Origin of the sequence: Demequina salsinemoris, assembly GCF_000974805.1 — a bacterium.
Lineage (GTDB): Bacteria > Actinomycetota > Actinomycetes > Actinomycetales > Demequinaceae > Demequina > Demequina salsinemoris.
In genome coordinates this window covers 24,893-46,739 of the sequence record NZ_BBQZ01000003.1, presented here as the reverse complement: position 1 = coordinate 46,739, position 21,847 = coordinate 24,893, and the positions used below count along the sequence as shown (strand labels likewise).

The 21,847-nt window shown below is 69.7% G+C and carries 26 protein-coding genes; 8 read left to right on the top strand and 18 right to left on the bottom strand.

Going from position 1 to position 21,847, the window contains the following annotated elements; all coding sequences use genetic code 11:
- The first annotated feature begins 76 nt into the window (after positions 1–76).
- Positions 77–1,162 (top strand): threonine ammonia-lyase, encoded by a 1,086-nt coding sequence (locus tag AOP78_RS07170; RefSeq protein ID WP_083979909.1) that lies wholly within the window; start codon positions 77–79, stop codon positions 1,160–1,162.
- 69 nt (positions 1,163–1,231) lie between these two features.
- Here the strand turns inward: AOP78_RS07170 and AOP78_RS07165 are convergent, their stop codons facing one another.
- The 5 genes from AOP78_RS07165 to AOP78_RS07145 all read right to left on the bottom strand — a co-directional run bounded on the left by AOP78_RS07165 (position 1,232) and on the right by AOP78_RS07145 (position 4,837).
- Complete coding sequence (locus AOP78_RS07165) at positions 1,232–1,600, bottom strand: type II toxin-antitoxin system death-on-curing family toxin (protein ID WP_062202719.1); 369 nt, start codon at positions 1,598–1,600, stop codon at positions 1,232–1,234.
- Entirely contained in the window at positions 1,597–1,797 is a 201-nt protein-coding gene (locus AOP78_RS07160; RefSeq protein WP_152659442.1) for a hypothetical protein, read from the bottom strand. The genes AOP78_RS07165 and AOP78_RS07160 overlap by 4 nt, the downstream gene beginning before the upstream one ends.
- Before the next feature lie 46 nt (positions 1,798–1,843).
- Complete coding sequence (locus AOP78_RS07155; RefSeq protein WP_062202710.1) at positions 1,844–3,283, bottom strand: MFS transporter; 1,440 nt, start codon at positions 3,281–3,283, stop codon at positions 1,844–1,846.
- On the bottom strand, positions 3,280–3,729 hold the full coding sequence (locus tag AOP78_RS07150; RefSeq protein WP_062202708.1) for a MarR family winged helix-turn-helix transcriptional regulator: 450 nt from the start codon (positions 3,727–3,729) through the stop codon (positions 3,280–3,282). Before AOP78_RS07150 ends, AOP78_RS07155 begins: the two co-directional genes overlap by 4 nt.
- 226 nt (positions 3,730–3,955) lie before the next feature.
- A complete protein-coding gene (locus tag AOP78_RS07145; RefSeq protein WP_236685323.1) occupies positions 3,956–4,837 on the bottom strand; it encodes a patatin-like phospholipase family protein in 882 nt (293 codons plus the stop codon).
- Between the two features lie 77 nt (positions 4,838–4,914).
- On the opposite strand from AOP78_RS07145, the gene AOP78_RS07140 reads away from it, so the two are divergent.
- The 6 genes from AOP78_RS07140 (at position 4,915) to AOP78_RS07115 (ending at position 8,643) form a co-directional block, all read left to right on the top strand.
- Positions 4,915–5,889 carry an HNH endonuclease gene (locus tag AOP78_RS07140; RefSeq protein WP_152659441.1) on the top strand — a complete coding sequence of 325 codons (975 nt, stop codon included), beginning with the start codon at positions 4,915–4,917 and terminating at the stop codon, positions 5,887–5,889.
- 154 nt (positions 5,890–6,043) lie between these two features.
- Positions 6,044–6,373: a PadR family transcriptional regulator gene (locus AOP78_RS07135; protein WP_062202705.1), complete on the top strand. Its 330-nt coding sequence runs from the start codon at positions 6,044–6,046 to the stop codon at positions 6,371–6,373.
- A 2-nt stretch (positions 6,374–6,375) separates the two neighbouring features.
- Positions 6,376–6,726, top strand: coding sequence for a DUF1048 domain-containing protein (locus AOP78_RS07130; protein ID WP_062202703.1), 351 nt, complete (start codon positions 6,376–6,378; stop codon positions 6,724–6,726).
- A 63-nt stretch (positions 6,727–6,789) separates the two neighbouring features.
- Positions 6,790–7,425, top strand: coding sequence for a DUF6318 family protein (locus tag AOP78_RS07125; RefSeq protein ID WP_062202701.1), 636 nt, complete (start codon positions 6,790–6,792; stop codon positions 7,423–7,425).
- A 340-nt stretch (positions 7,426–7,765) separates the two neighbouring features.
- Entirely contained in the window at positions 7,766–8,317 is a 552-nt protein-coding gene (locus AOP78_RS15385; protein WP_062202699.1) for a hypothetical protein, read from the top strand.
- Between the two features lie 26 nt (positions 8,318–8,343).
- Positions 8,344–8,643 carry an immunity protein CdiI family protein gene (locus AOP78_RS07115; protein WP_062202697.1) on the top strand — a complete coding sequence of 100 codons (300 nt, stop codon included), beginning with the start codon at positions 8,344–8,346 and terminating at the stop codon, positions 8,641–8,643.
- Here AOP78_RS07115 and AOP78_RS07110 read toward each other — a convergent pair.
- The 9 genes from AOP78_RS07110 to AOP78_RS07070 form a co-directional block, all read right to left on the bottom strand.
- The gene (locus AOP78_RS07110) at positions 8,640–9,356 is read right to left on the bottom strand and encodes a M50 family metallopeptidase (protein WP_236685322.1); all 717 of its coding nucleotides are present in this window, start codon (positions 9,354–9,356) and stop codon (positions 8,640–8,642) included. The genes AOP78_RS07115 and AOP78_RS07110 overlap by 4 nt on opposite strands.
- Positions 9,357–9,427: 71 nt before the next feature.
- Positions 9,428–9,832, bottom strand: coding sequence for a hypothetical protein (locus AOP78_RS07105; protein WP_062202695.1), 405 nt, complete (start codon positions 9,830–9,832; stop codon positions 9,428–9,430).
- 55 nt (positions 9,833–9,887) lie between these two features.
- A complete protein-coding gene (locus AOP78_RS07100; RefSeq protein ID WP_062202693.1) occupies positions 9,888–10,742 on the bottom strand; it encodes an alpha/beta fold hydrolase in 855 nt (284 codons plus the stop codon).
- Positions 10,743–10,780: 38 nt separating this feature from the next.
- A complete protein-coding gene (locus AOP78_RS07095) occupies positions 10,781–11,728 on the bottom strand; it encodes an alpha/beta fold hydrolase (RefSeq protein WP_062202691.1) in 948 nt (315 codons plus the stop codon).
- Between the two features lie 59 nt (positions 11,729–11,787).
- Positions 11,788–12,309 (bottom strand): hypothetical protein, encoded by a 522-nt coding sequence (locus AOP78_RS07090; protein ID WP_062202689.1) that lies wholly within the window; start codon positions 12,307–12,309, stop codon positions 11,788–11,790.
- Between the two features lie 35 nt (positions 12,310–12,344).
- Positions 12,345–13,295, bottom strand: a complete 951-nt coding sequence (locus AOP78_RS07085; protein WP_062202687.1) for an alpha/beta fold hydrolase — start codon at positions 13,293–13,295, stop codon at positions 12,345–12,347.
- A 67-nt stretch (positions 13,296–13,362) separates the two neighbouring features.
- Positions 13,363–14,205: an ABC transporter permease gene (locus AOP78_RS07080; RefSeq protein ID WP_062202685.1), complete on the bottom strand. Its 843-nt coding sequence runs from the start codon at positions 14,203–14,205 to the stop codon at positions 13,363–13,365.
- Positions 14,202–15,182 (bottom strand): ATP-binding cassette domain-containing protein, encoded by a 981-nt coding sequence (locus tag AOP78_RS07075; RefSeq protein WP_062202683.1) that lies wholly within the window; start codon positions 15,180–15,182, stop codon positions 14,202–14,204. Before AOP78_RS07075 ends, AOP78_RS07080 begins: the two co-directional genes overlap by 4 nt.
- Positions 15,183–15,294: 112 nt before the next feature.
- Positions 15,295–16,740 carry a DHA2 family efflux MFS transporter permease subunit gene (locus tag AOP78_RS07070; RefSeq protein WP_083979906.1) on the bottom strand — a complete coding sequence of 482 codons (1,446 nt, stop codon included), beginning with the start codon at positions 16,738–16,740 and terminating at the stop codon, positions 15,295–15,297.
- A gap of 78 nt (positions 16,741–16,818) precedes the next feature.
- On the opposite strand from AOP78_RS07070, the gene AOP78_RS07065 reads away from it, so the two are divergent.
- Positions 16,819–17,448 (top strand): TetR/AcrR family transcriptional regulator, encoded by a 630-nt coding sequence (locus tag AOP78_RS07065; protein WP_062202680.1) that lies wholly within the window; start codon positions 16,819–16,821, stop codon positions 17,446–17,448.
- Between the two features lie 4 nt (positions 17,449–17,452).
- On the opposite strand, the gene AOP78_RS07060 is transcribed toward AOP78_RS07065, so the two are convergent.
- From AOP78_RS07060 to AOP78_RS07045, 4 genes are all read right to left on the bottom strand, one after another.
- Positions 17,453–19,252: an AMP-dependent synthetase/ligase gene (locus AOP78_RS07060; RefSeq protein WP_062202678.1), complete on the bottom strand. Its 1,800-nt coding sequence runs from the start codon at positions 19,250–19,252 to the stop codon at positions 17,453–17,455.
- A 152-nt stretch (positions 19,253–19,404) separates the two neighbouring features.
- Positions 19,405–19,848, bottom strand: coding sequence for a YbhB/YbcL family Raf kinase inhibitor-like protein (locus AOP78_RS07055; RefSeq protein ID WP_236685321.1), 444 nt, complete (start codon positions 19,846–19,848; stop codon positions 19,405–19,407).
- 125 nt (positions 19,849–19,973) lie between these two features.
- On the bottom strand, positions 19,974–21,107 hold the full coding sequence (locus tag AOP78_RS07050; protein ID WP_062202675.1) for a sensor histidine kinase: 1,134 nt from the start codon (positions 21,105–21,107) through the stop codon (positions 19,974–19,976).
- A 2-nt stretch (positions 21,108–21,109) separates the two neighbouring features.
- Positions 21,110–21,847, bottom strand: coding sequence for a response regulator (locus AOP78_RS07045; protein ID WP_062202673.1), 738 nt, complete (start codon positions 21,845–21,847; stop codon positions 21,110–21,112).

Below are 21,847 nucleotides of genomic sequence, written 5' to 3'. Positions count from 1 at the left end.
CATATTGACGTCATCGATGAATGTGCGAGACAACATTCATTGGACGTATAGATCGGGTCGCGGCATCGTGGAGGTCATGGAAACCACCCTTCGCCCCACGACCGACGCGGTCGCGGCCCGCAGCGCCTCTCCCCTGGCCGGGAGCCAGGCAGCGCGGCCCGCCCGCCCCGGCGCGGTGGCCCAGCGCGGCGCCTCGGCCGCTCGCGACCACGGCCTCTCCTTCGAGGGCGTTCTCGCGGCGGCCGACGTGCTCGCCACCACCCTTCCCGCCACCCCTGCCTGGTCCTATCCGCTGCTGAACAGCGCCGCGGGGCGCAAGGTGATCGTGAAGCACGAGAACGTCCAGCCGACCGGCGCCTTCAAGGTGCGCGGCGGCCTGAACCTGCTCGCGACGCTTCCCGCCTCGGTCCTGGAGCGCGGGCTCGTGACCGTGTCGACCGGCAACCACGCGCAGTCGCTCGCTTACGCGTCTCGACTCCGGGACGTGAGCGCGACCATCGTGATGTCCACGGCGACGCCGTCGTTCAAGGCCGACGCCGTGCGCGCGCTCGGCGCGCGCGTCGTGCTGGCCGGGGCGGACATGGCCGAGGCGGCGGTCGAGGCCGCGGCGCTCGCCGACCGCGAGGGGCTGTACTTCGTCAACCCGGGCGAGGAGCCGGCCATCATCCACGGTCATGCGACCGTCTACCTGGAGCTTCTGACCGCGCACCCCGAGATCGACACGCTCTACGTGCCGATCGGCTCGGGCTCCGGCGCGGCGGGCGCCGTGCTGGTCCGCGACGCGATCGCGCCGCACGTGAGGGTGGTCGGCGTGCAGGCAGAGGGCGCGCGGGCCGCCTACGACTCATGGGCGTCGGGCGAGATCCAGACCCGACCCATTCACACCTTCGCAGCGGGACTCGCGACCGGGTCGGGCTTCCGCGCCCCCCAGTCGGTCCTGCGCGGAGGACTTGACGACTTCCTGCTGCTGACGGAGGAGCAGATGCAGGAGGCGGTCCGGCTGATGGCCGGCGCGGCGCACACACTGTGCGAGGGCGCCGGCGCGGCTGGACTTGCGGGAGCGATCGCCGAGGGCGATAGTGGACAGGTGTCTACCGCCGCGTTCGCGTGCACGGGAGGCAATGCGAGCGTGGAGGAGTTCGCGCTTCTGAACCGCGCCTGAAGACCCCTTCGAGCGCGCCGCATCACCCGCCCGGTGCCGTCACCCCCTACGGCCCCGGGCGGTGGTGCGTCAGAGCTCGCGCACGTCGAGGCGCGCGGCGATCTCATCGACGTCGCGGATCGACCCCTCGGCCACAGCCATGGTGAGGTCGAACAATCCGTCGTTGTCGAGACCCGACGTCGAACCGTTGACCTCCAGGAAGACAACGGCGCAGACTGCGGCGATCCGCTTGTTCCCGTCGACGAGCGCATGGTTGAGGCAGAGCGAGTGCATGAGCGCCGCGGCTTTCGCGGGCAGCTCAGGATAGGCATCGGCGCCCAGCACCGTGGTGGCGGGACGGTCGAGCGCGGACTGCAGGAGACCCTCATCTCGCACCGGACCGATGCGTTCCGCGTCGATGATCCTCAAGACCACCTCGACCGGGAGGTAGCGGATCACACCGACCCGAGACGATCAAGAGCGTCGCGATAGCGCGTGCTCACGCGGGCGTAGGCCTCCATCGCGTCGTCCTCGAGCCGCCGCTGGGAGTCCGCCTCGAGCACGGCACGAAGGATCGCCTCGGTCTTGGAGACGTTCCAGCGCGCGGCGAGGCGCTCGATGGCAGCGTCCTGCGCCTCGCTTGTCCTGAGTGTCATGGCCATACCTCGATGATACCTCTGAGGTATCACACCGTGGGAGGACTCAGTCAGCGAAGTCGACGTCCCTGGTATCGGCGGCGGTCGAGAGCGAGCGGTCCCACAGCACCAGGGCGAGCACGAGCACGGAGGCGATCACGATGACGATCCCGATGCGGTGCAGGCCCGCGTCGGACGGCGAGGCTCCGACGACGATCGCGATGAGCGCCGATGCTGTCATCGCGCCGATCTGAAGGAATGTGCGCGACAGCCCCGAGGCGACGCCCACCTGACCCACGGGCGCCTGGCGGTACAGCACCGCCTGATTGGACACCGCCACGAGGCCCTGCGGGATGCCGAACAGCGCGACGACCACGAGCACGAGCCACAGCGCGGTCTCGGCGTGCAGCGCCCACATGAGCGCTCCCCCGGCGATCTGGACGGCGGCCGCGACGGCGAGCGCGAGCCTCGGCTTCGGCAGGCGCGCGACCATCCGGTTGGCTCCCATGGCGAGCAGCGCGGCGGGCAGCAGCATCCAGCCGACGATGTCGGTGTCGTAGCCGCGCACCTCCTGCAGCCACGGGGAGACGGTGTAGGTGACAGCGAAGATCGCGATGTAGCTGAGGAAGAACCGCAGGTAGGTGCGCGTCAGCGCGCCGTTGCGCACGAGCATGCGCACGTCCAGGAAGGGGCGACGCGCCCGTCGCTCCCACAGCACCAGCATCGTCCCGAAGGCGAGGGCGACCGGCAGGAGCCACCACACGCCCGACTCGATGTCGAGGAGGAAGACCAGGGAGGTCAGCGTCGTCCCTGCGAACAGGACGATGCCGGGGATGTCCAGGGCCGCATGGAGCGGGAGGCTGCGGCGCCCGACGCCCGAGGGTCGCGAGCGGTCGGGCGGCAGGAAGCGCAGCGCTGCGATCGCGATGAGGATCGCGGCAGGCACGTTGACCAGGAAGATCGCGCGCCAGCTGAGGAAGTGGACCAGGAGCCCGCCGAGGACGGGGCCGACGGAGATGGAGACGAGGCTCGCGAGCGACAGGCCCGCGAGGAGGGAGTGCGGGGGCTCGCGCTTGAGGCGCGCCTCCTGGTCGGAGATCAGCGTCATCGCGGCCGGGTACTGCGCGGAGGTGCCGAGTCCGATGAGCATGCGCGCGGCGAGCACTCCCCCGAACGTGGGGAAGAAGAGCGGGACCAGGCCGCCGAGGGCGGCGAACGTGAGGCCGAGGAGGTAGACGCGGCGCGGGCCGAAGAGGTCGGCGAGGCGACCCCAGGTCGGCTGGCCGACGCTCGAGACCAGGTACAGGCCGGCGACGAGCCACAGGGCGGTCGCGGTGGAGACTCCGGTGGCGTCGGCGATCGGCACGAGCGCGACCGCGATCATCGTGGTGTTGAGCGGGTTGAGCGCGGGGCCCGTCAGGGTCGCGGCGGCGAAGCGCGGGCCGAAGCCGGTGCGCTCGGCGAGGGCCTGGGCCTTGGCCTGTGCCGTATTCGGCGCCGCCGTCACTTCTCGGCCGCCAACCGCTCGAGCACCTCAAGGGCGTCGTCGAGGGTCGCGCGGGCTTCGTTGTCCAGGCGGCTTGCGATGAGGTCGGCGAGCTCGGCGTCACGCGAGGCGCTGGAGCGCTCCACGACCGCCTTGCCGACGCGGGTGAGGGTGACGAGCTCGCGGCGCCCGTCGGTGGGGTGGGGCTCCTTGGTGACCATGCCGATCTCGACGAGCCCGCGGACGATCTCGCCCATGGACTGCGGGCGGACGCGCTCGATCTCGGCGAGCTCTGCGGTGCTGAGGGGGCCCTGGCGTCGGAGGACGAGGAGCACCACCTCCTGCGATCGGGTGACGCCCGAGGGCTCGCCGGCCTGGCGCGAGAGGCGCCGGATGCGGTTGATGGCGAGGCGCAGGCGTCGAGCGGTCTCGAGGGTGTCCTCGGAGGCGCTTTCGCTGTCTGTCATGCTTCCACGGTACGACTTCGACAGGCAACCTTGCAAGGAAGCCTGTCGATTTTGCCGTTCAACGAGAATCTCGACAGGCAACCTTGCTTCTCTGTCGTTCGCGTCGCGGCCGAACGCGCCATCGACGTCATTCCTGCTAAATGCAAGGATACGCCCGCTTCGCCTTCGCCCCGTGACATCGCTCTGGCGTGTTCGTGGCGCGCATTCGTGCCACCTGGACGATGCGTCAGCGCCAGAACGCTTCCAGGGCGCCCGCCCGGGCCTTTCCTTGATCGAAACCGGCCTGCGCGGCCGCCGGGCGGCGGCTCAGATCCATCATGTTGGGGCCGAAAGCCTCTCGCGAGGCGTCGTCGGGGAAGATCGTCTCCACGGCACTGCCTTGGGCCTTCAGCAAGGCCACCTGGTCCGCGAGCGCGGTGCCCCACTCCTGCGGATGGCGTGAGCGACCGCCGAACGGGGACAGCACGAGGACGCGGTCGTAGCCGGAGGCGAGGTCGGCGTTCTCGTTGGCGCGGTAGCCGCCGTCGAGGAGTCTCTGCTTCCCGATCGCATGCGGCGGGACGCCGAATCCGACGGCGGTGCTCGCGGCGACGGCGTCCGCGAGGGCAACGCCACTGTCGCGGTCCAGCAGGACCTCCTCGCCCGTCTCGGCGTCGACGGCCGTGAGGACGATTCGCCGGTCGGGCCAGTCCTGGCTCGGCAGGCGTGAGGCGACCTGGGCGAGGCGACGCTCGACGATCTCGACGCCGAGGTCGGACTCGAGCTCGAGGGCGGCGGCGCCGATACGCCTGCGCATGTCCACGGGGTCCGCCGAGGTCGCCATGATGTCGGCGGTGAGCTGCATGAAGTTCGTGCCGGGCCGGGGCGCTCCTCCGGCCGCCGGCGGCTTGCGTGGCGCAGGGTAGGCCTCGGCGAGGACCTGCGCCAGCAGGACATCCTGGGCCTCGCAGGCGATCATCGCGGCGGCCGTGGCGCCGGCTGAGGTACCGACGACGAGTTCGGCCCGCGTGGGATCGACCCCGCCGTCGGCGAGGCCGGCGAGGACGCCGATCTCCCAGGCGTTGCCGAGGGATCCGCCGCCTCCGAGGACGAGCGCACGTGTGGTCACGCCTTCGTCAACCGGCGACACACGACTCGTTATTCCAGGTTCTTGTAAGGAAGTCGTGGAGCTGCCAAGCTGCGGACATGGATGCGACGCAGCGGCCAACCGCTTGGCTGCTCATGGCTGCAGGCGAGAACAGGCAGTACGGTGGCAACTCCGGCTATGACGACCAAGCGGATGTGTTCTACAGCTGGGACAGCACGGTCAAGAACCATGCCGAGATCGCCGTCGGCGACCGGGTGGCAATCTGGGACAAAGTGAGGCTGCTCGGCGTCTCGGTGGTCGAGGAAATCGAGACCAAAGACGCGACGAAGGTCCGATCACGGTGCCCGAGTTGCAGTCGCACGAACATCGGCGAGCGCACGACGAAGACCCCTCGCTACAAGTGCCAGAAGTGCGGTTCCGAGTTCGACGAGCCGACTCTCGACCCCGTCAAAGTCAAGGAGTACAAAGCGCGGCACGACGCGGCGTGGACGTCTCTAGAAGGACTACTCAGCGGACCCCAATTGAGGAGCCTCTGCTTCTCCCCCGCGAGCCAGCACAGCATGCGCAGCCTGGACTGGAGCGCCCTTAGCAGCGCACTCGTGACTGCTGGAGAGACACGAGCAGTGTCTCGGATTGTCCACCGGGCCCCGGAAATCATCACACCGAATCAGCAAGTCGAGTACACGCCGCTAGCCTCGGGCCACGCGCAAGCGGTCGTCCGCGTCCGCAGGGGTCAGCAACAGTTCCGCGAACGCATTCTGGCTCGCTTCGGCGAGCACTGCGCGTTTACTGGCCCCACACCGAAGCGGGTCCTCGATGCGGGCCACCTCTACAGTTACGCAGATCTCGGTGAGCACCATGAGCACGGGGGCCTCATGCTCCGGCGCGACATCCACCGCCTGTTCGATGACGGCGGGCTCGCAGTCAACCCGTCAACGCGCCGGATCGACGTGTCCGAAACGCTTGCGCCGTACGCGCAGTACACGCGCCTCCAGGACAAGCCGCTTCAGGTAGACATCAACGACCAACACGCGGAGTGGCTCGAGAAGCACTGGGAAGAACACCGGAGCTAGCCACCCCGCCGCGACTGGCTGGACTGCCCGCAAGCATCACCCTGAATAGCTCCCCAGCCACCGCATCGTCCATCAAGGACTTGCCACACCCCCAGTACTTGGCAATACTATCTACTAGTACTCAACAACACCAAGTACTGAACGGAGGTGCTCAATGGGTAAGCAGATCACCGAGATGCTCAAGGGCACGCTCGAGGGGATCGTGCTCGCATTGCTCGCGACCGCACCCGCATACGGCTACGAGATCACCGCACGGCTGCGCGAACAGGGCTTCGAGGACATCGTCGAGGGCACTGTCTACGCCCTACTCGTCCGCATCGAGAAGCGCGGCCTCGTGGACGTCGAGAAGGTGCCCTCTGAACAGGGACCGCCCCGCAAGGTCTACTCGCTCAATGCCTCAGGTCGCACCCAGCTCGACGAGTTCTGGACCACCTGGGGATTCCTCGCCACCCGCATCGACCAACTCAAGACCGAAGGACGCTGACCATGGACATCACCAAGCTCGCAGAGAAGCTCATCGGAGACAAGCGACGCTGGCGCGAGTACAAGGCCCGCGCGAAGGCGCTGCCCGAGCCGTACCGCACCGCTGTCGCCGCGCTCGAGAAGTACATGATGAGCGCCGCCATCGTCTCCAACGACGCCGACATCCTCAGCCAGATGTTCGAGGACCTCGCAGACCTGTTCGAGCAGGCCGCCGCTGGGTCAACCCCAGTCCGCGACGTCGTCGGAGACGACCCCGTCGAGTTCGTCGAGACGTTCGCCGCCAACTACTCCGACGGCAATTGGAAGGCCAAGGCCGAGGAGCGGCTGCGTACCTCGATCGAGTCGCTCGACTGAGCGTTGTCCACAGCTTCAGCAACCCTGGTGCAGCGGCGCGGCTCGCCGAACTAGGGTCGCCGCATGGTGGGGACAAATCGGACACTCGGAGTCGCGCTGGCCGCTGGCGCGCTCGGCGCCGTGCTGCTCACGGGCTGCACTGGGTCCGATGCTGTGGTCGCTGAGAGCGCGTCGCCGACGGAGACCACGGAGTCCGCGAGCGCTTCGGCGACGCCGTCCGCCTCCCCGTCGGCTTCGCCGAGTACGACCACCCTGAGCGACGAGGAACTGCTGGCGATGATGCCTGAGGATGCGGCGCGCACCGACGTCGCGGGCGCGATGGCGACGGCGCAGTTCTTCATGAGTGAATATCCGAATGCATTGAAGAGCACCGATCCCCTCGTATTGAAGTCACTTTCCCTGGACAGTTGCGATTTCTGCGCGGACATAATCGGCGACGTCGAGTACTTGAGTGAGACAGGTCAACACCTCGCCGTTGGGTCGGTTGACCAGGACCAGTCAACCCTGCAAGGCACACTCGACGACGATGGCTCGGCTTTCGTGCGCGTTACCGTCTCGCAGAGCCAATTCGACTACGTGGATAGCGAGGGCAATAGCGCCGGGTCCTCCCCCGCTGGGACGTTTACAGTTGACACACTCCTCACTTGGACCGACGGCCTGTGGCGCGTCCAAGGGGTCAGCGTTGACGACACGAAGTAGGGCAGACGTTCGCGCGCTCGCGATCACCCTTGCAGCGATCGCCGCGCTCCTCACCTGGCTCTCGCAGTCTGCATCCGCAGACGACTCCTCGTGGGGCACCCTCGGCGGACAGACAAGCGACGACGATGCCCGCTTCGAATTGGGCGCAGGAAGCAACACAGGTGGCAGCAGCACAGGCGACTCATCAACGGACACCGCCTCAGACACCGGACAACGCCACGAAACCATCCGCGTCGACTGCGTCAACGACGCCAGCTTCGCCGCCTGCCCTACCGGAATCACCGCAGTCGCTATCTGCGCCCCTGGAGCCACTCTGACCTGGCCGCTGTTCGAACGCTGGGTGGACGTCGCGACGGGCGACGCCACCGCATGGTCGATGGTCACCAGCTACAGCTGCGCGGCAGCCACCGAGGACACAGGCCCCACCGTCGCAGAGCTCGCCGTCACCGCATGGGCCTCCCTTGAGCCCGGCGTCCCCGAGCACACGATCCAGCCCGACCAAGGCTGGGTCTACTCCACGGTCCCGACGATCGCCTACGTGGAACCCGACCCCGTCATCATCTCCCGCACGCTCCTGGGCGTCCCGGTCCGCATCCGCGCCACCCCGACCTCATACGAATGGACCTGGGGAGACGGCGAAACCACGACCACCACCGACCCCGGTCAGCCGTACCCCAACGAGACCATCAGCCACACCTACACCGCCCAGCAAACGGACGTCAGCATCGTCCTGGAGACCACGTGGGCCGGCAGCTACAGCATCGACGGCGGCGCCTGGATCGACATCGACGGCACCATCACCAGCACCTCGGCCACGCAGACGCTCGAGGTCCGCACGGTCCACAGCAAGCTCGTCGACTGCGACCTCAACGGCAACTGCCTCGACGGATGAAGCGCGGCGCGAGCCATGATGGAGCCATGCGCCTCATGAACGAGTACGCGGTCGACTGGCCGCTGTGGGACGACGACGACGTCGGCCCCGCACTCGACGGCAACCCAGCAGGCCTCCCGGACGAACTGACGCAGCGCATCCTCGCCTGGGCCGCGAGCTTCAACGCCCACTTCGAGCCCGAGCACGGCTGGCCCTCACGCATCGCCGCCAATCAGCACGCCGCCGAGGCCACCAGCCTCCTGCGAGGCCTGCGGCGAGCCCGCCCCGACATCGAGTTCACGCTCGAGCTGTGGGAGACCGCGGTCAGGGACGGGGCAAGCCGCTAGGCGACCAACCCGGCGAGCATCAGCCACGCGCCACCCAGCGCACACCCGACGGTCACGAGCCAGAACAGCGCCACCCACACTCCCCCAGGCACGCGCGTCAGCCGCGCCAGCGCGTCGGCGTCCGACCCGCCACCACCAGGTCGGCGCCGAGAGGTCCCCAGCTCCACGACGGCCCGAACAGCACCGAGCAGCAGCAGCCACGCCATGCCGTACGCGACACCTACACGCCAGTCGGTCGGAGCGAACCACGCGACCGCGACGGCGGCCCCGAGCGCGACCACCATCACGAGGAAGCCGTACCAGTTCCGGATCTGCACCAGCACGAGCACCAGCACGACAACGACGATCCACAGCAGCGCGAGCGGATACCCGGCCGCGATCAGCGCGGCGGCGCCCAGCCCCAGCACCCCGGGCGCCGGATACCCCGCGAAGGCCATGAGTGACAGCGGAAGCCGCTTCTCCTGACCCACCGACGTCGTCAGGCCGGAGGTGTCCGAGTGCAGTCGGATCCCGCTCACGCGCCTTCCGGTGAGGAAGGCGACGAATCCGTGGCCGGCCTCGTGCGCGATCGTCACGACGTGACGTGCCAGGTGCCACAGCGACGGCACGGCCAGCACGGCGACGACCACCGCGAGCGGCACCAAAGCCGCCGGAGGAGACGCAACAACGTCAGTGGTCACGTCCGCCCAGATGCGGTCCCAGATCTCAAGCACGGACCCGACGCTACGCGACGGATGCGGCCGCCCAGATCACGCCAGGCGCAGAATCGCCCGGGAGTTCGCCGCTACTCGCAGTACGCGCACACCCCGGTCGCGGGAAGCGCCGTGAAGCAGGTGGGGCACAGGTCATGCACGATGTCCACGGCATGCACCTTCTTCGGCTTCGCCTTCTTCTTCACGGGCTTGGGCGCGGGGCCACCCGCGACGGGCAGCGGCACCATCTGCTTCTCTCCGTCGAGCGGCTGCAGGGACACGAAGTCGGGCATCACGTAGCCGACGATCCCGGCGCCTGCCGGAGCCTCAAGAGCAATGAACTCCCTGGTAGCGGGAATGTAGACGTGCTCGTAGGCGAGCCCGCGGACCGCGTCACGAATGGCGGTGATGTTGTCGAGCGGCGGCTGCCAGTCGGCAATCGCGTCCTCGATGGTCGGGAAGTACTTACGGTCCTCAAGTTCTGCAGAGCTGCTCACTCGTCCATGATGGACCCGAAAACCCGGGACCGCTGACCGCTACCACAGCAACTCGTCACCGAAGGCCGCTCACCCACCTGAGCGCGTCGAAGGCGGCGTCCACCACGGTCAGATGACCGTCACCGGGACGCTCCTGGTAGTCGGCCTCAGGAACGCCTTCACCGAGCCAGCGGCCGTGCCGCACGGGGACGATGCGGTCGTCGCCTCCCTGGACGATGCGGGTGGGGGCGGTCACGTCGGTCACGGAGAAGCCCCACGGCCGGACGAACGCGAGGTCGTCGGCGACGAATCCTGCCCGACCGTGCTCGACCCCCAAGGCGGCAATGCGCGTGAACCAGCTCCAGCGACCGTCGAGCGCCTCGAGGTCGCGGTCGGTGAACGTCGACGGATCCCATTCCTCGCTCGCAAGCAGCTCCTCAAGCGCCTCACCGCCCTGGAGCGCGGCCTTGAGCTCGGCGGTCCCGACCGAGTGCATCCCGTCCCACCACGACATTCCGAGCCCCGCGGGCCCGTCGCCGGGGGCGACGAGCGGCGCGACTCCCGCGAAGGTCACCGCGGCGACCACGCGGGACGGCAGGAGCGCGGCGCACGCGAGCGCGTGCGGTCCTCCTCCGGAGTGCCCCATCACGGCGAAGCGCTCGGCGCCGACCTCGTCGGCCACCGCCGCGGCCAGGGGCGCGATGTCGGCGACCGACCGCCCGACCACCCCCTCGGAAGCCCCGTACCCGGGCCGGTCGACACCGAGCAGACGGACCCCGAGCTCATCAGCCAGGGAGAACAACGGCTCCGGAGGCTCACCGATGTTCGGGGTCCCGTGATGCCAGATCACGGCGAGCGCATCGTCCCCACCGGTGCCGGAGTCGTACCAGCCGACGGTCCGGCCGTCGAGCTCCAGGGTCAGCCTGTCCATGACCACTCCAACCCGCGGGCGAGCCGTGGGCTTCCCGCCTACCCCTGCTCGCGCCACCAGGCGGCGATCATCGCCGCGTTGCCCGGCGCATCGTCCATCCAGGGCTCATGGCCCTGCCGGGGCATCACGTGCAGCTCCGAGCTCCTCATCCGCGACGCCCACGCCTCGATGCCGACCTTGGGAGCGAACGGGTCCCTGTCCCCCACGATCCACAGCGCGGGAGCCTCGATCGACGCAAGCTCCTCGAGCGACGTCGCCCACCCGGGTCGCGGTCCCGCAGCGGTCACGGTCTGGCCGAGCATCGCCATCTCGTGGCGGTACGTGTCGGTGTGGCGCGCGAGCGCGAGGCGCCAGGCCACGTCCGGCTGCGGCATCCAGCGGGTCGCGACCATGTCCCAGTGGCCCACGAGCCTGAAGGCCATCTTCAGCTCACGCTCGGACAGGCGGTAGTTCACGATCACGCGCTGCAGCGTCGTGAGCCTCGGCGCGTGCAGCGGCAACGGCAGCGTCATGCCCTCGACCGCCGGCACACCCTCGACGACGACCGTTCGCACCTTGGACGGCTGGATCGCGGCGTACGTGAGAGCGACCATGCCGCCCGCGGAGTTGCCGACCAGGTCGGCGCGACCGTCGGCGAGCTCGTCGATGATCGCGGACAGGTAGGCGTCGATCGCGCGACGCACCGCCTGGGGCTCGTTCGGAAGGTCGGGAAGCGGATCGCTCAGCCCGCACCCTGGCCTGTCGAGGACGATCGCCCTGATCCCCGACATCTGCTCGACCAGCGGGGACCACACGCCCGCGGCCTTCGCGGTGCCATGGATGAACACCACGGGGCGACCCTCGCCGTGCACGAGCGCGCGCACGCGGATGTCGAGCCCTGGCACGCGGACCCACCGCTCCTCGGGCCGCATGCCGCGGCTCGCCCACATCGCCACCTCGGCCTGGCGGAAGCGCGCGGCACGAGGCACATGGACGGAGGTGGTCACCCCTCGAGTATGGCGCGTGGGCGGCACGGCCGGACTCCACGCCGTCGACGGGACATCGGCTACGACGCCGTGGCCTCCCCGGCGGGATCCGCCTCCGGCTTGCGGTACGCCGCGCGCATGTGGTCGCTCGTGAGGAAGTCGGCGACGCCGATCATGACGAGGCTGAAGATGATCTGCTCGGTCACCATCCATGCGGGGTACAGGTCCGGGATCGCGGCCAATACCAGGGTGATCACGGGGAAGATCTGCGCGAACAGGCGCAGTCGCTGATACGCCCAGCGCCAGCCGAGCATCGCGCGCCACGCGAAGTAGAACAGGGTCGCCGTCATCGCGAGGACCACGAGCGTGCGCATCCACACCGCGAACGGGATCGCCTCGCCCTCGGTGAAGCGCCACACGGCGAACACCACGGCCCCGAAGCCGAGCACCAGCTCGAACACGAGCAGCCACATGATCCACGTGAACGCGCGGCGCGTCCTCGGATGCGTGCGCGACTCCTCGGGGATGACGATGTGCGCGTCACGGCCGCCCGCGAAGCGGTCGACCTTCAGCAGCAGGCTCTCCACGGAATCCAGGGACATGAGGCGAGCCTACGCGCGCCCAGCCCCAGGCTCCCTCACTGCTCGAGCGAGCCCCACCATCGGGCGATCAGCTCCGCGTGGCCCGACGGGTCGTCGATCCACGGAAGATGACCCTCGCCCACGCGCTCGTGGACCGACGCGCGCGGCATCGCGTCCGCGAGCGCGGCGACGCCCCCGGTGGGCACGAACGGATCGCTTCCGCCGACGACCCACAGGGTGGGTGCCGCCACGGACGACAGCGTCTGCGGTCCCGCCGCCCATTCGGGCCTCGGCCCCCGCCAGCTCGCCGCCCGGTTCAGGAGCCGCAGGTCGTGCAGGAACGTGTCGCTCGCGTCGCCGACGGCGACGCGCCAATCGATGTCCTCCTGGCGCATCGTCCCCGCCCTGAGCGTCGCGCCGTGGCCCATCTGCCGGAACGACGTCCTCACGTCGCGCTCGCGCACTCCCCGTCGCACGACCGCGGCGGCCACGGGCGCGAGGGTCGCCATCCGCATCTCGAACGGCAGCCGCATCTGCCGGACGGCGGGCATCCCCTCGAGGACGACGCTGCGGATCGCCTCGGGACGCTGCGCCGCGTACGTCAGCGCCACCATCCCGCCGGCGGAGCTGCCCACGACGTCCGCGCGGCCCTCCGCGAACTCGTCGACCACCACGTCCATGTACGAGCGGATCGCCTCGACCAGATCCACGGGCGTCATCGCCGAGTAGTCGAGGGGGTCGCTCAGGCCGCAGCCGGGCCGGTCGATGATGATCGCCTTCACGCCTGGCAGCTCCGCGACGAGCGGCACGAACACGTCGCCCGCCGACGGGGAGCCGTGGACGAACACCACGGGCCGACCCTCGCCGTGGACCTGCACGCGGACCCTGAGCCCGAGCGCGTCGACGTCGACCCAGCGCTCCTCGCGCGCGAGCCCGCGCGAGTCCCACACCGCGTCCTCCGCGGCCCTGTAGCGCGCATCGTCCCTGCGGGTCATCGTCCTCGCCATGCTTCACCCCTTGAAGGCGGCGCTCGCCGCCCTGGACAGGACTCAACCTACTGCGGACCTGTGGACCTCACTGAGGATCCTGGTACCGCCACATCGTGAGCGAGCCGAACACGGCCACGAGCCCCGCGGACCACATGAGCGACCACCCGGCCTCGGCGCCGACCGGCGTGCCATCCATGAGCGCTCGCACCGCCGTGACCAGGTGCGACACCGGATTCACCTCGACCCAGGCCTGCAGCCAGCCTGGCATCGTCGAGGGATCGACGAAGATGTTCGATCCGAACAGCAGCGGCATCAGTACGAAGCTCGCGACGCCCATGATCGCGCCGGGCGTGCGCAGGATCATGGACAGGAACGTCCAGATCCAGCCGAGCGCGAAGGCGAACACGAGCACCAGCCCGATCCCCGCGAGGACCCCGACCACGCCTCCCCCGGGCCGCCAGCCGATCGCGAGACACACCGCCGCGGTGATGCCGGACGCGACCGCGAACCGCACGGCGTCGCCCAGCAGCATCCCCACGAGCGCGCTCGGGCGCCAGATCGGCAGCGACCGGAAGCGGTCGAACACCCCGCGATCGATGTCGGTCCGGAGCGTCGTGCCCGTGTACATCGTGATGAACAGCACGGACTGCACGAGCACGCCCGGAGCGAGGTACGCGATGTAGTCCTGCACCGAGCCCGCGAGCGCGCCGCCGAACAGGTACGTGAACAGCAGCGTCATCATCACGGGGAAGACCGTGACGTCGAACAGCTGCTCGGGCACGTGCTTGATCTTGAGCAGCGCCCGCCAGCCGAACGTCACGGACGTCGACAGCGGCGTGGGACGTGGGGGCCTGGTCCCCGACGTGAGGGCCTCGGCGATCGTCGGCGCCTTCGTCAGGGACGATGCGGGTGCGGACGTCGCGCTCATGCCGCCACCTCCTCGGGGGCCTGGTCGCTGTCGGAGCCGTCCGCCGCGTGCCCGGTGAGGGCGAGGAACACCTCGTCGAGCGTCGGCTGGCCGAGCGAGAACTGCGCGAGCTCGAGGCCCGAGCCCTCGATCGCGGTGAGCGCCGCCGTGACACGCGACCGGTCCTCGAGCGGCGCGACGAGACCGTGAGGATCGGACGTGGTCTCGACCTCGATCTGGAGCTCGCGCACCAGAATCTCGCGCACCGAGGCGAGGTCGGCGCGGTGCATGACGCGCACGTGCAGCGACCCCGACCCGACGGAGGCCTTGAGCTCGCTCGACGCCCCCTCCGCGATGATGCGCCCCGAGTCGATCACTGAGATCCGCCCCGCCAGCTGGTCGGCCTCGTCCAGGTACTGCGTCGTGAGCATCACCGTCGTCCCGTGCGCGACGAGCGCGCGCACGATGTCCCACACCTCGATCCGACTGCGAGGGTCGAGTCCCGTGGTGGGCTCGTCGAGGAACAGCAGCTCGGGCGTCACGACCAGCGACGCGGCGATGTCGATGCGTCTGCGCATGCCGCCCGAATACTTCTTGACCTGCCGGTCGGCGGCAGCCTCGAGCCCGAACGCGCCGAGCAGCTCGTCGGCCCGCGCGGTCGCCGCCTTGCCGCGGAAGCCGTAGAGCTTCGCGAGCAGCCGCAAGTTCTCGCGGCCGCTGAGATCCTCGTCAACCGACGCGAACTGCCCTGTCAGCGCGACGCACGAGCGGACCTCATCGGAGGCGCGGACGATGTCGTGCCCGAGCACCCGTGCCGAGCCCGCGTCGGGGCGGATCAGTGTGGCGAGCATGCGGATGGTCGTGGTCTTCCCGGCCCCGTTGGGGCCGAGGAAGCCGTGGACGCCGCCGCTGGGGATGGCCAGGTCGATGCCGTCGACGGCGCGCTGCTTGCCGTAGATCTTGGTGAGACCCGAGGTCTCGATCGCGAGTTCGGGCATAGCCGGCTCCTTCACCGCGCTTGTCCGGGTTCGCGCGGAGATTTCAGGGTACGACGCACAGGTGGGCGGGGCGAGGGTTGGTCCCCCGCCCCGCCCAGCCAGGGACGATGCGTCAGCCGGCGGTCACGAGGGCGGGCTCCTCCTCGCCCCTGGACGATGCGGGCGCGGGCTGAGGTTCGGTGGGCGTCCCCTTGCCCTCGGGCAGCGCGAGCCCCGCGAGGGTCGCGAGCAGGAGGAAGCCGACCCCGACCCACAGCGCGGGCACGGCCGCGTCCGTGTACTCGTTGGGGGTGAAGTCGCCGCCCGCGCCGGTGAAGACAGCGGTGAGGATCGCGACGCCGAGCGCCACGCCGATCTCCCTGAGCGTCGAGTTGGTGCCTGAGGCCTTCGCGTGATCGTGCGGCGCCATGTTCGCGAGCACCGCCGTGGCCGACGGAGCGAACACGAGGCCCATGCCCACCCCCGCGGCGACGAAGCCGGGCACCATCGTGGCGTAGGCGACGTCGGGCGCAAGGACCAAGGCGAACCACGCGAGACCGACGGCCTGGAGCATCGTCCCGGCGACGATCAGCACCCGGGTGCCGACCTTCGGCGCGATGAGGCCCGACAGCGGGGCGACGATCAGCGGCGCCATCGTCCACGGCATCGTCTTCACGCCCGCCGCGAGCGGCGACTCCCCCTGCACCACCTGCATGAACTGGATGAGGATGAAGATCGCGCCGAAGATGCCGATGCTGAACAGCACGGCCACCGCGTTCGCGGCCGAGAAGCTGCGGTCGCGGAACAGTCCGAGCGGCATGAGCGGATCGCGGGTGCGTGCCTCCCATGCGACGAAGGCGATCAGGAGCACGCCTCCGCCGATGAGCCCTGCGAGCACCTCGGTCGAGGTCCAGCCCGCGTCGTTGCCGCGGACGATGCCGAACACCAGGGCGAACACGCCTGTCACCGCGAGCGCGAGACCCGTGAGGTCCAGACGCGCCTTGGCGCCACGCGCCTCGGGCAGCGACCACGCGCCGAGCGCGAGGGCGACGACGCCGATCGGCACGTTGAGCCAGAAGATCGCGTGCCAGGTGAGCCCCTCGACCACGGCGCCGCCGATGAGCGGGCCGAGCGCGACGCCCAGGCCCGCGACGCCGCCCCAGATGCCGATCGCCGCGGCGCGCAGCCTGTCGGGGACGGCGCCCGCGAGCAGCGCGAGGGACAGTGGGAGGACGGCCGCTCCCCCGGCGCCCTGGACCACGCGGGCTGCGATGAGCGCCTCGGGGGTGGTGGCGAGCGCCGCGGCCACCGACGCGAGGGTGAAGATGACGATGCCGGACAGGAACACGCGCTTGCGCCCGAGCCTGTCGCCGAGCGCGACCGCCATGAGGATGAGGCTCGCGAAGGCGAGCGAGTACGCGTTGAGGAACCACTGGAGCTCCTCGATGCTGGCGCCGAGGTCTGCCTGCATCACGGGCAGCGCGTTGGTGACGACGAGGTTGTCGAGCGAGGCCATGAAGACCGGCACCGAGACGGCGGCGATCACGATCCCTAGGGGGACCTTGCGGGTGGTGGTCATGAGCAGCCTTCCGGGCTAGTTGTAATCGGCTGATAACTTCCACGGCCCAAGGTAGTAATCGGCTGATAACATGTCAACATGTCTGCCACGAATGAGCGCCTTACCTCGGAGGATCGCCGCGAGCAGATCCTCGCCGCCGCCTCCGACGTCTTCGGGGAGCGCGGTTTCGCAGGAGGGACCACGGACGCGATCGCGAAGGTCGCCGGCGTCTCCCAGGCCTATGTGGTGCGCATGTTCGGCTCCAAGCAGGAGCTCTTCATCGCCGCGACCGAGCGCGCATGCGAGCGCGTCATCGACACGTTCCGCGCCGCCATCGCGGAGCTCGACGGCGAGGAGACGGTCGTCGAGCGGCTCGCGGCGCTCGGGCGCTCGTACGTGGACCTCATCGCCGACCGCGGCACGCTGCTCACGATGATGCACGCCTTCACGCTCGGCCACGACCCGCGCGTCGGGCCGCTCATCCGCGAGCGCTACCTGGACATCTACCGCTTCGCGCGCGACGAGGCCGGGCTCGGACCCGAGGTCGCGAGCCACTTCCTCGCCACCGGGATGCTCATCAACACGGGCATGGCGATGCGGCTGCCCGACATCGCGGACTCGGACGACGACGCTCGCGAGCTGCTCGGCTGCCTGTGGGGCGACTCGACGGACGCGCTGGTCGCGATGACCACCGCAGCGCCGATCCTCCCGGAGGCGCTGCGGCGCTGAGGGCCTACGCCTGCGCGGGCTTTGCTCCCGCGTAGATCGACTCGATGACGTCCGAGAAGTGCTCGATCACGTTGTTGCGGCGCACCTTGAGCGACGCGGTGAGCTCCTCGCGGGCCTCGGTGAACTCGCGCGGCAGGATGCGGAACTCGCGGATGGCCTCGGCGCGCGACACGTGCTCGTTCGCGTTCGAGATCGCACGGCCGATGAGCTCGCGCACGCGCTCGTTGCGCGAGGCGTCCTCGAGGCACATGTCCGGCAGGTCGTGGGACTTGAGCCACGCGGGCAGCAGCACCGGGTCGAGCGCGACGACCGCGGACACGAAGTGGCGACCGTCGCCGATCACGACCGAGTCCTGGATCGCGGGGTGCGACCTGATCGAGTCCTCGAGCACCGCGGGCTGGATGTTCTTGCCCGACGACAGCACGAGCAGCTCCTTCTTGCGGCCCGTGATCGTGAGCGCGCCGTCCTGGATCTCGCCCAGGTCGCCCGTGGCGAACCAGCCATCCTGCATGACGGCGGCCGTCGCATCGGGCGCGTTCCAGTAGCCCTTGAAGACGTTGATGCCGCGCACGAGGATCTCGCCGTCCTCGGCCATCATGACGTCGCAGCCCGCGATCGGGTGACCGACGGTGCCCATGATCTGGTTGGTGGCGGGGGTGCCCATGTGGGCGGCGGTGGTCTCGGTGAGGCCGTAGCCCTGCATCACGGTGACGCCGAGGCCGCGGAAGAAGTGGCCGATCTGCGGCGTGAGCTTCGCGCCGCCCGCGAGGACGAAGCCGAGCTCGCCGCCCATGAGGTGGCGGATCTTCTTCAGCACCAGGGCGTTCGCGATCGCGTACTGCGCCTTGAGGACGATGCCGTGGCCACCCCTCTCCTGCGCCATCGACACCTTGCGCGCCACCCAGGCGGACCAGCGGAAGATCTTCTTCTTGATGCCGGTCTGAGCGGCGTCGGCACGGTTGTAGATGGTCTCGAGCACGCGCGGCACGAGCGGCATCCACGTCGGCTTGAAGGACGCGAGGTCCGCGGCGAGCGTCTTGTGGTTCGGCGCGTAGCCGATGACCGCGCCCGACTGCATCGCGAGGACCATCGCGAGGCGCGCGAACACGTGCGCGAGCGGCAGGAACAGCAGCACGCGGGTCTCGCCCTGGACGAAGACGCCGAAGTCGGGGTCCTTCTCGATGTTCGCGCAGTGGACGACGAGGTTGCCGTGCGTGAGCATCGCGCCCTTGGGACGGCCCGTGGTCCCGGACGTGTAGATGATCGAAGCGAGGTCGTCGAGGACGACGTCGGCCGTGCGGGCATCGAGGTCGGCGTCGGAGACGGCCGTTCCCTTCGCCGCGATCTCGTCGAGGCCCTCGCGGCTGAGCGTGAGCGCGACCGGCGGCTCCTCGAGCTCCTCCAGCATCGTCCGCTGGGGCTCGGTCTGCGCGGCGACGAAGTCGATGCCCGCATCGTCCACGATCCACTCGCACTGCTTGGCCGACGACGACGGGTAGATCGGCACGTTGACGCCGCCCGCGGCGAGCACCGCGAAGTCCATGACGGACCACTCGATGCTCGTGTCCCCCATGATGCCGACGCGGTCGCCCGCGGCGACGCCCAGCGCGATCAGACCCTTGGCGACGGCGCGCACGCGCTCGTCGAACTCGCCGATCGACACGGGCACCCAGGAGCCCGCATCGTCCTTGATCTCGGCGAAGGGCGCGGCGGGGTTCGCGGTGGCGCGCTCGCGGAGCAGCGCGGTCAGGTTCAGGTGCTCGTCGACGCTGACGAGGCTCGGGGAGGTCATCATGCTCTGCATGTGAGAATGCTAACCTACGGAGCCGTAAGTTACGGAGCCGTAGGTCCTACGTGAGTCATGAACCATCGCCATGCGATCGGACCTTCCGTCGGGCTGGAGACGCCACCTTGTCAACGCACGGGACCGTGGCGACGTGCCCGCACGCTCCACCACTACCGGGAGTAGGTCGCGACGATGCGCGCCTGCTCGACCACCGCGTCGGCATAGTCGCGCAGGAACTCGTCCCGCGACGGCTCCCCCACCACCTGCCGCGACAGGGCGTAGACCCAGAAGAAGTAGTGATGCGTGCCGTGCCCGTACGGCGGGAACGGGCCGACGTAGCCGAAGCTGTCGTCGTCGTTGAGCCCCGGACGCCCGACATCCTCGATCACCTCGCCGTCGATCGCGGGCAGACCGTACAGGGTCCAGTGCGTGAAGCCGTGCGGCAAGGGCGCGTCGGGGTCGTGACAGATGATCGCGAGCTCGACCGCATCGGTCGGCACGCCGGTGACCACCATGCGGGGGGTCTCGGACCCCACCTCGCCCGCGAAACGGTCGTCGATCCTGCTGCCGTTCGGGATGTCAGGGCTGGTGAGGACCAGATCCGCGATGGCCACGATGCACTCCTTCCGATGCGTTCTGCGCACCTCCCATCATGCGCGTACCAGCGTCGACACGCACGGGGAGTCGCCAGAGGTTCACCCGGACGATGCGGGGGTGCGCAGGCGCGGGGACGATGCGATCAGGCAGGCGCAGCGGGCAGGGTCACCGTGAACGTCGCGCCGCGCCCCAGGCCCGCGCTCTCGGCGCGGACCATCCCGCCGTGGGCGGCCACCAAGGCCGACACGATCGCCAGCCCCACGCCCGAGCCACCGCTCGCGCGGTCTCGTGCGGTATCGGCGCGGTAGAACCGCTCGAACACGTGCGGCAGATGCTCGGGAGCGATCCCCGCCCCCGTGTCGGCGACGACGAATGCGACCCCCGCGTCGTCCGGGCGGGCGGTCAGGGTCACGGTCCCGCCCGACGGCGTGTGGCGCAGCGCGTTGTCCACGAGGTTGCCCAGCACCTGCGCGATCCGCTCGGGGTCGACCATGACGGGGGGCAGGCCGTCGGCGACCGCGAGCTCGAGCGAGACCCCGGCGCCGCCCGCCCTCTCGCGCGCCGTCGCGCGCGCGAGGCGTAGCAGGTCGGCAGGATCCCGACGCTCACGGCTGAGCCGTGCCCCGCTTCCCTCCGCGCGCGACACCGCCGACAGGTCCTCCGACAGCCGCGTCAGCCGCGCGCCCTGCGCCCGCAGCATCGCCACGGTCTCCGGGGTGAGCTCCGCGACGCCGTCCTCGAGCGCCTCGAGGTAGCCGGTCAGCGTCGCGATCGGCGTGCGCAGCTCGTGCGCGACGTCACCGATCATCCGCTGCCTCAGCTGCTCGCTCTCCGCAAGGCGCTCGGACATGCGGTTGAAGGACTCGGCGAGCTCGTCGAACTCGCGCCCCATGCCGGGAGCCTCGACCCGCGAGGCGAAGTCGCCGTCGGCGACCCGATGCGCCGCATCCTCGAGCTTGCCGAGCGAGCGCGAGACCCGGCGCGCGAGCAGGACGCTGAGGAGGACCGCCAGGACGGCCGCGATGCCGAGCGCGACCGCGAGCGCGGTGCCGCTCGACGCGCGGTACACCTCGTCGAGATCCTCGGCGGCGGTGTCCATCATGCCGCCCATGCCGCTCATGTCGCCGCCGCGTCCGCCGCCCATCATGCGGCGCTGGAAGTCGACCTGTCCGACGCTGCGCGCCACGAGCCACACGGTGACGCCGATCACGGCGATCACCAGGGAGAACGACAGCATCATGCGCGTCGCGAGCCCACGCTCCCGCAGCCAGTGCATGATCATTCACCCGTGCCGATGCGGTAGCCCACGCCACGCACGGTGCGGACGTAGCGCTGCTGCTCCGCGGAGTCGCCGAGCTTGAGCCGCAGATGCCGGACGTGGACGTCAACCAGGTGCTCGTCGCCGACCCAGCCGCCGCCCCACACCGCCTCGAGGAGCATCGCGCGCGTCATCACCATCGTCGGCCGCTCCGCGAGCGCCGCGAGCACGTCGAACTCTGTGCGGGTGAGCGGGACGACCTCGCCGCCGAGGCGGGCCTCGTGCGCGGGGACGTCTATTTCGAGGTCGCCCACGCGGATCGCCTCCGAGGACTGCGCCTCGGCCTGCCTCGCGCTCACGCGAGGCCGGCGCAGCATCGCCCGCAGGCGCGCGACGAGCTCGCGGGGACTGAACGGCTTCGTGACGTAGTCGTCGGCGCCGACGGACAGCCCGACGAGCTTGTCGACCTCCTCGACCCTCGCCGTGAGCATCACGACGTAGCAGTCGGAGAAGGTGCGCAGCTGCCGGCACACCTCGATCCCGTCGATCCCAGGCAGGCCCAGATCGAGGACCACCACGTCGGGGTCGAGCTCGCGCGCCTTCGCGAGCGCGGACTCGCCATCGTGCGCGACCTCGACCTCGAAGCCGTCCTTGTCCAGGTAGCCGGCCACCAGCATCGCGAGCGCCGCCTCGTCCTCGACGACGAGCGCGCGCGGCACGACCGCGGCCCGGGAGTCTCCTGACTGCGCCGTGTTCAT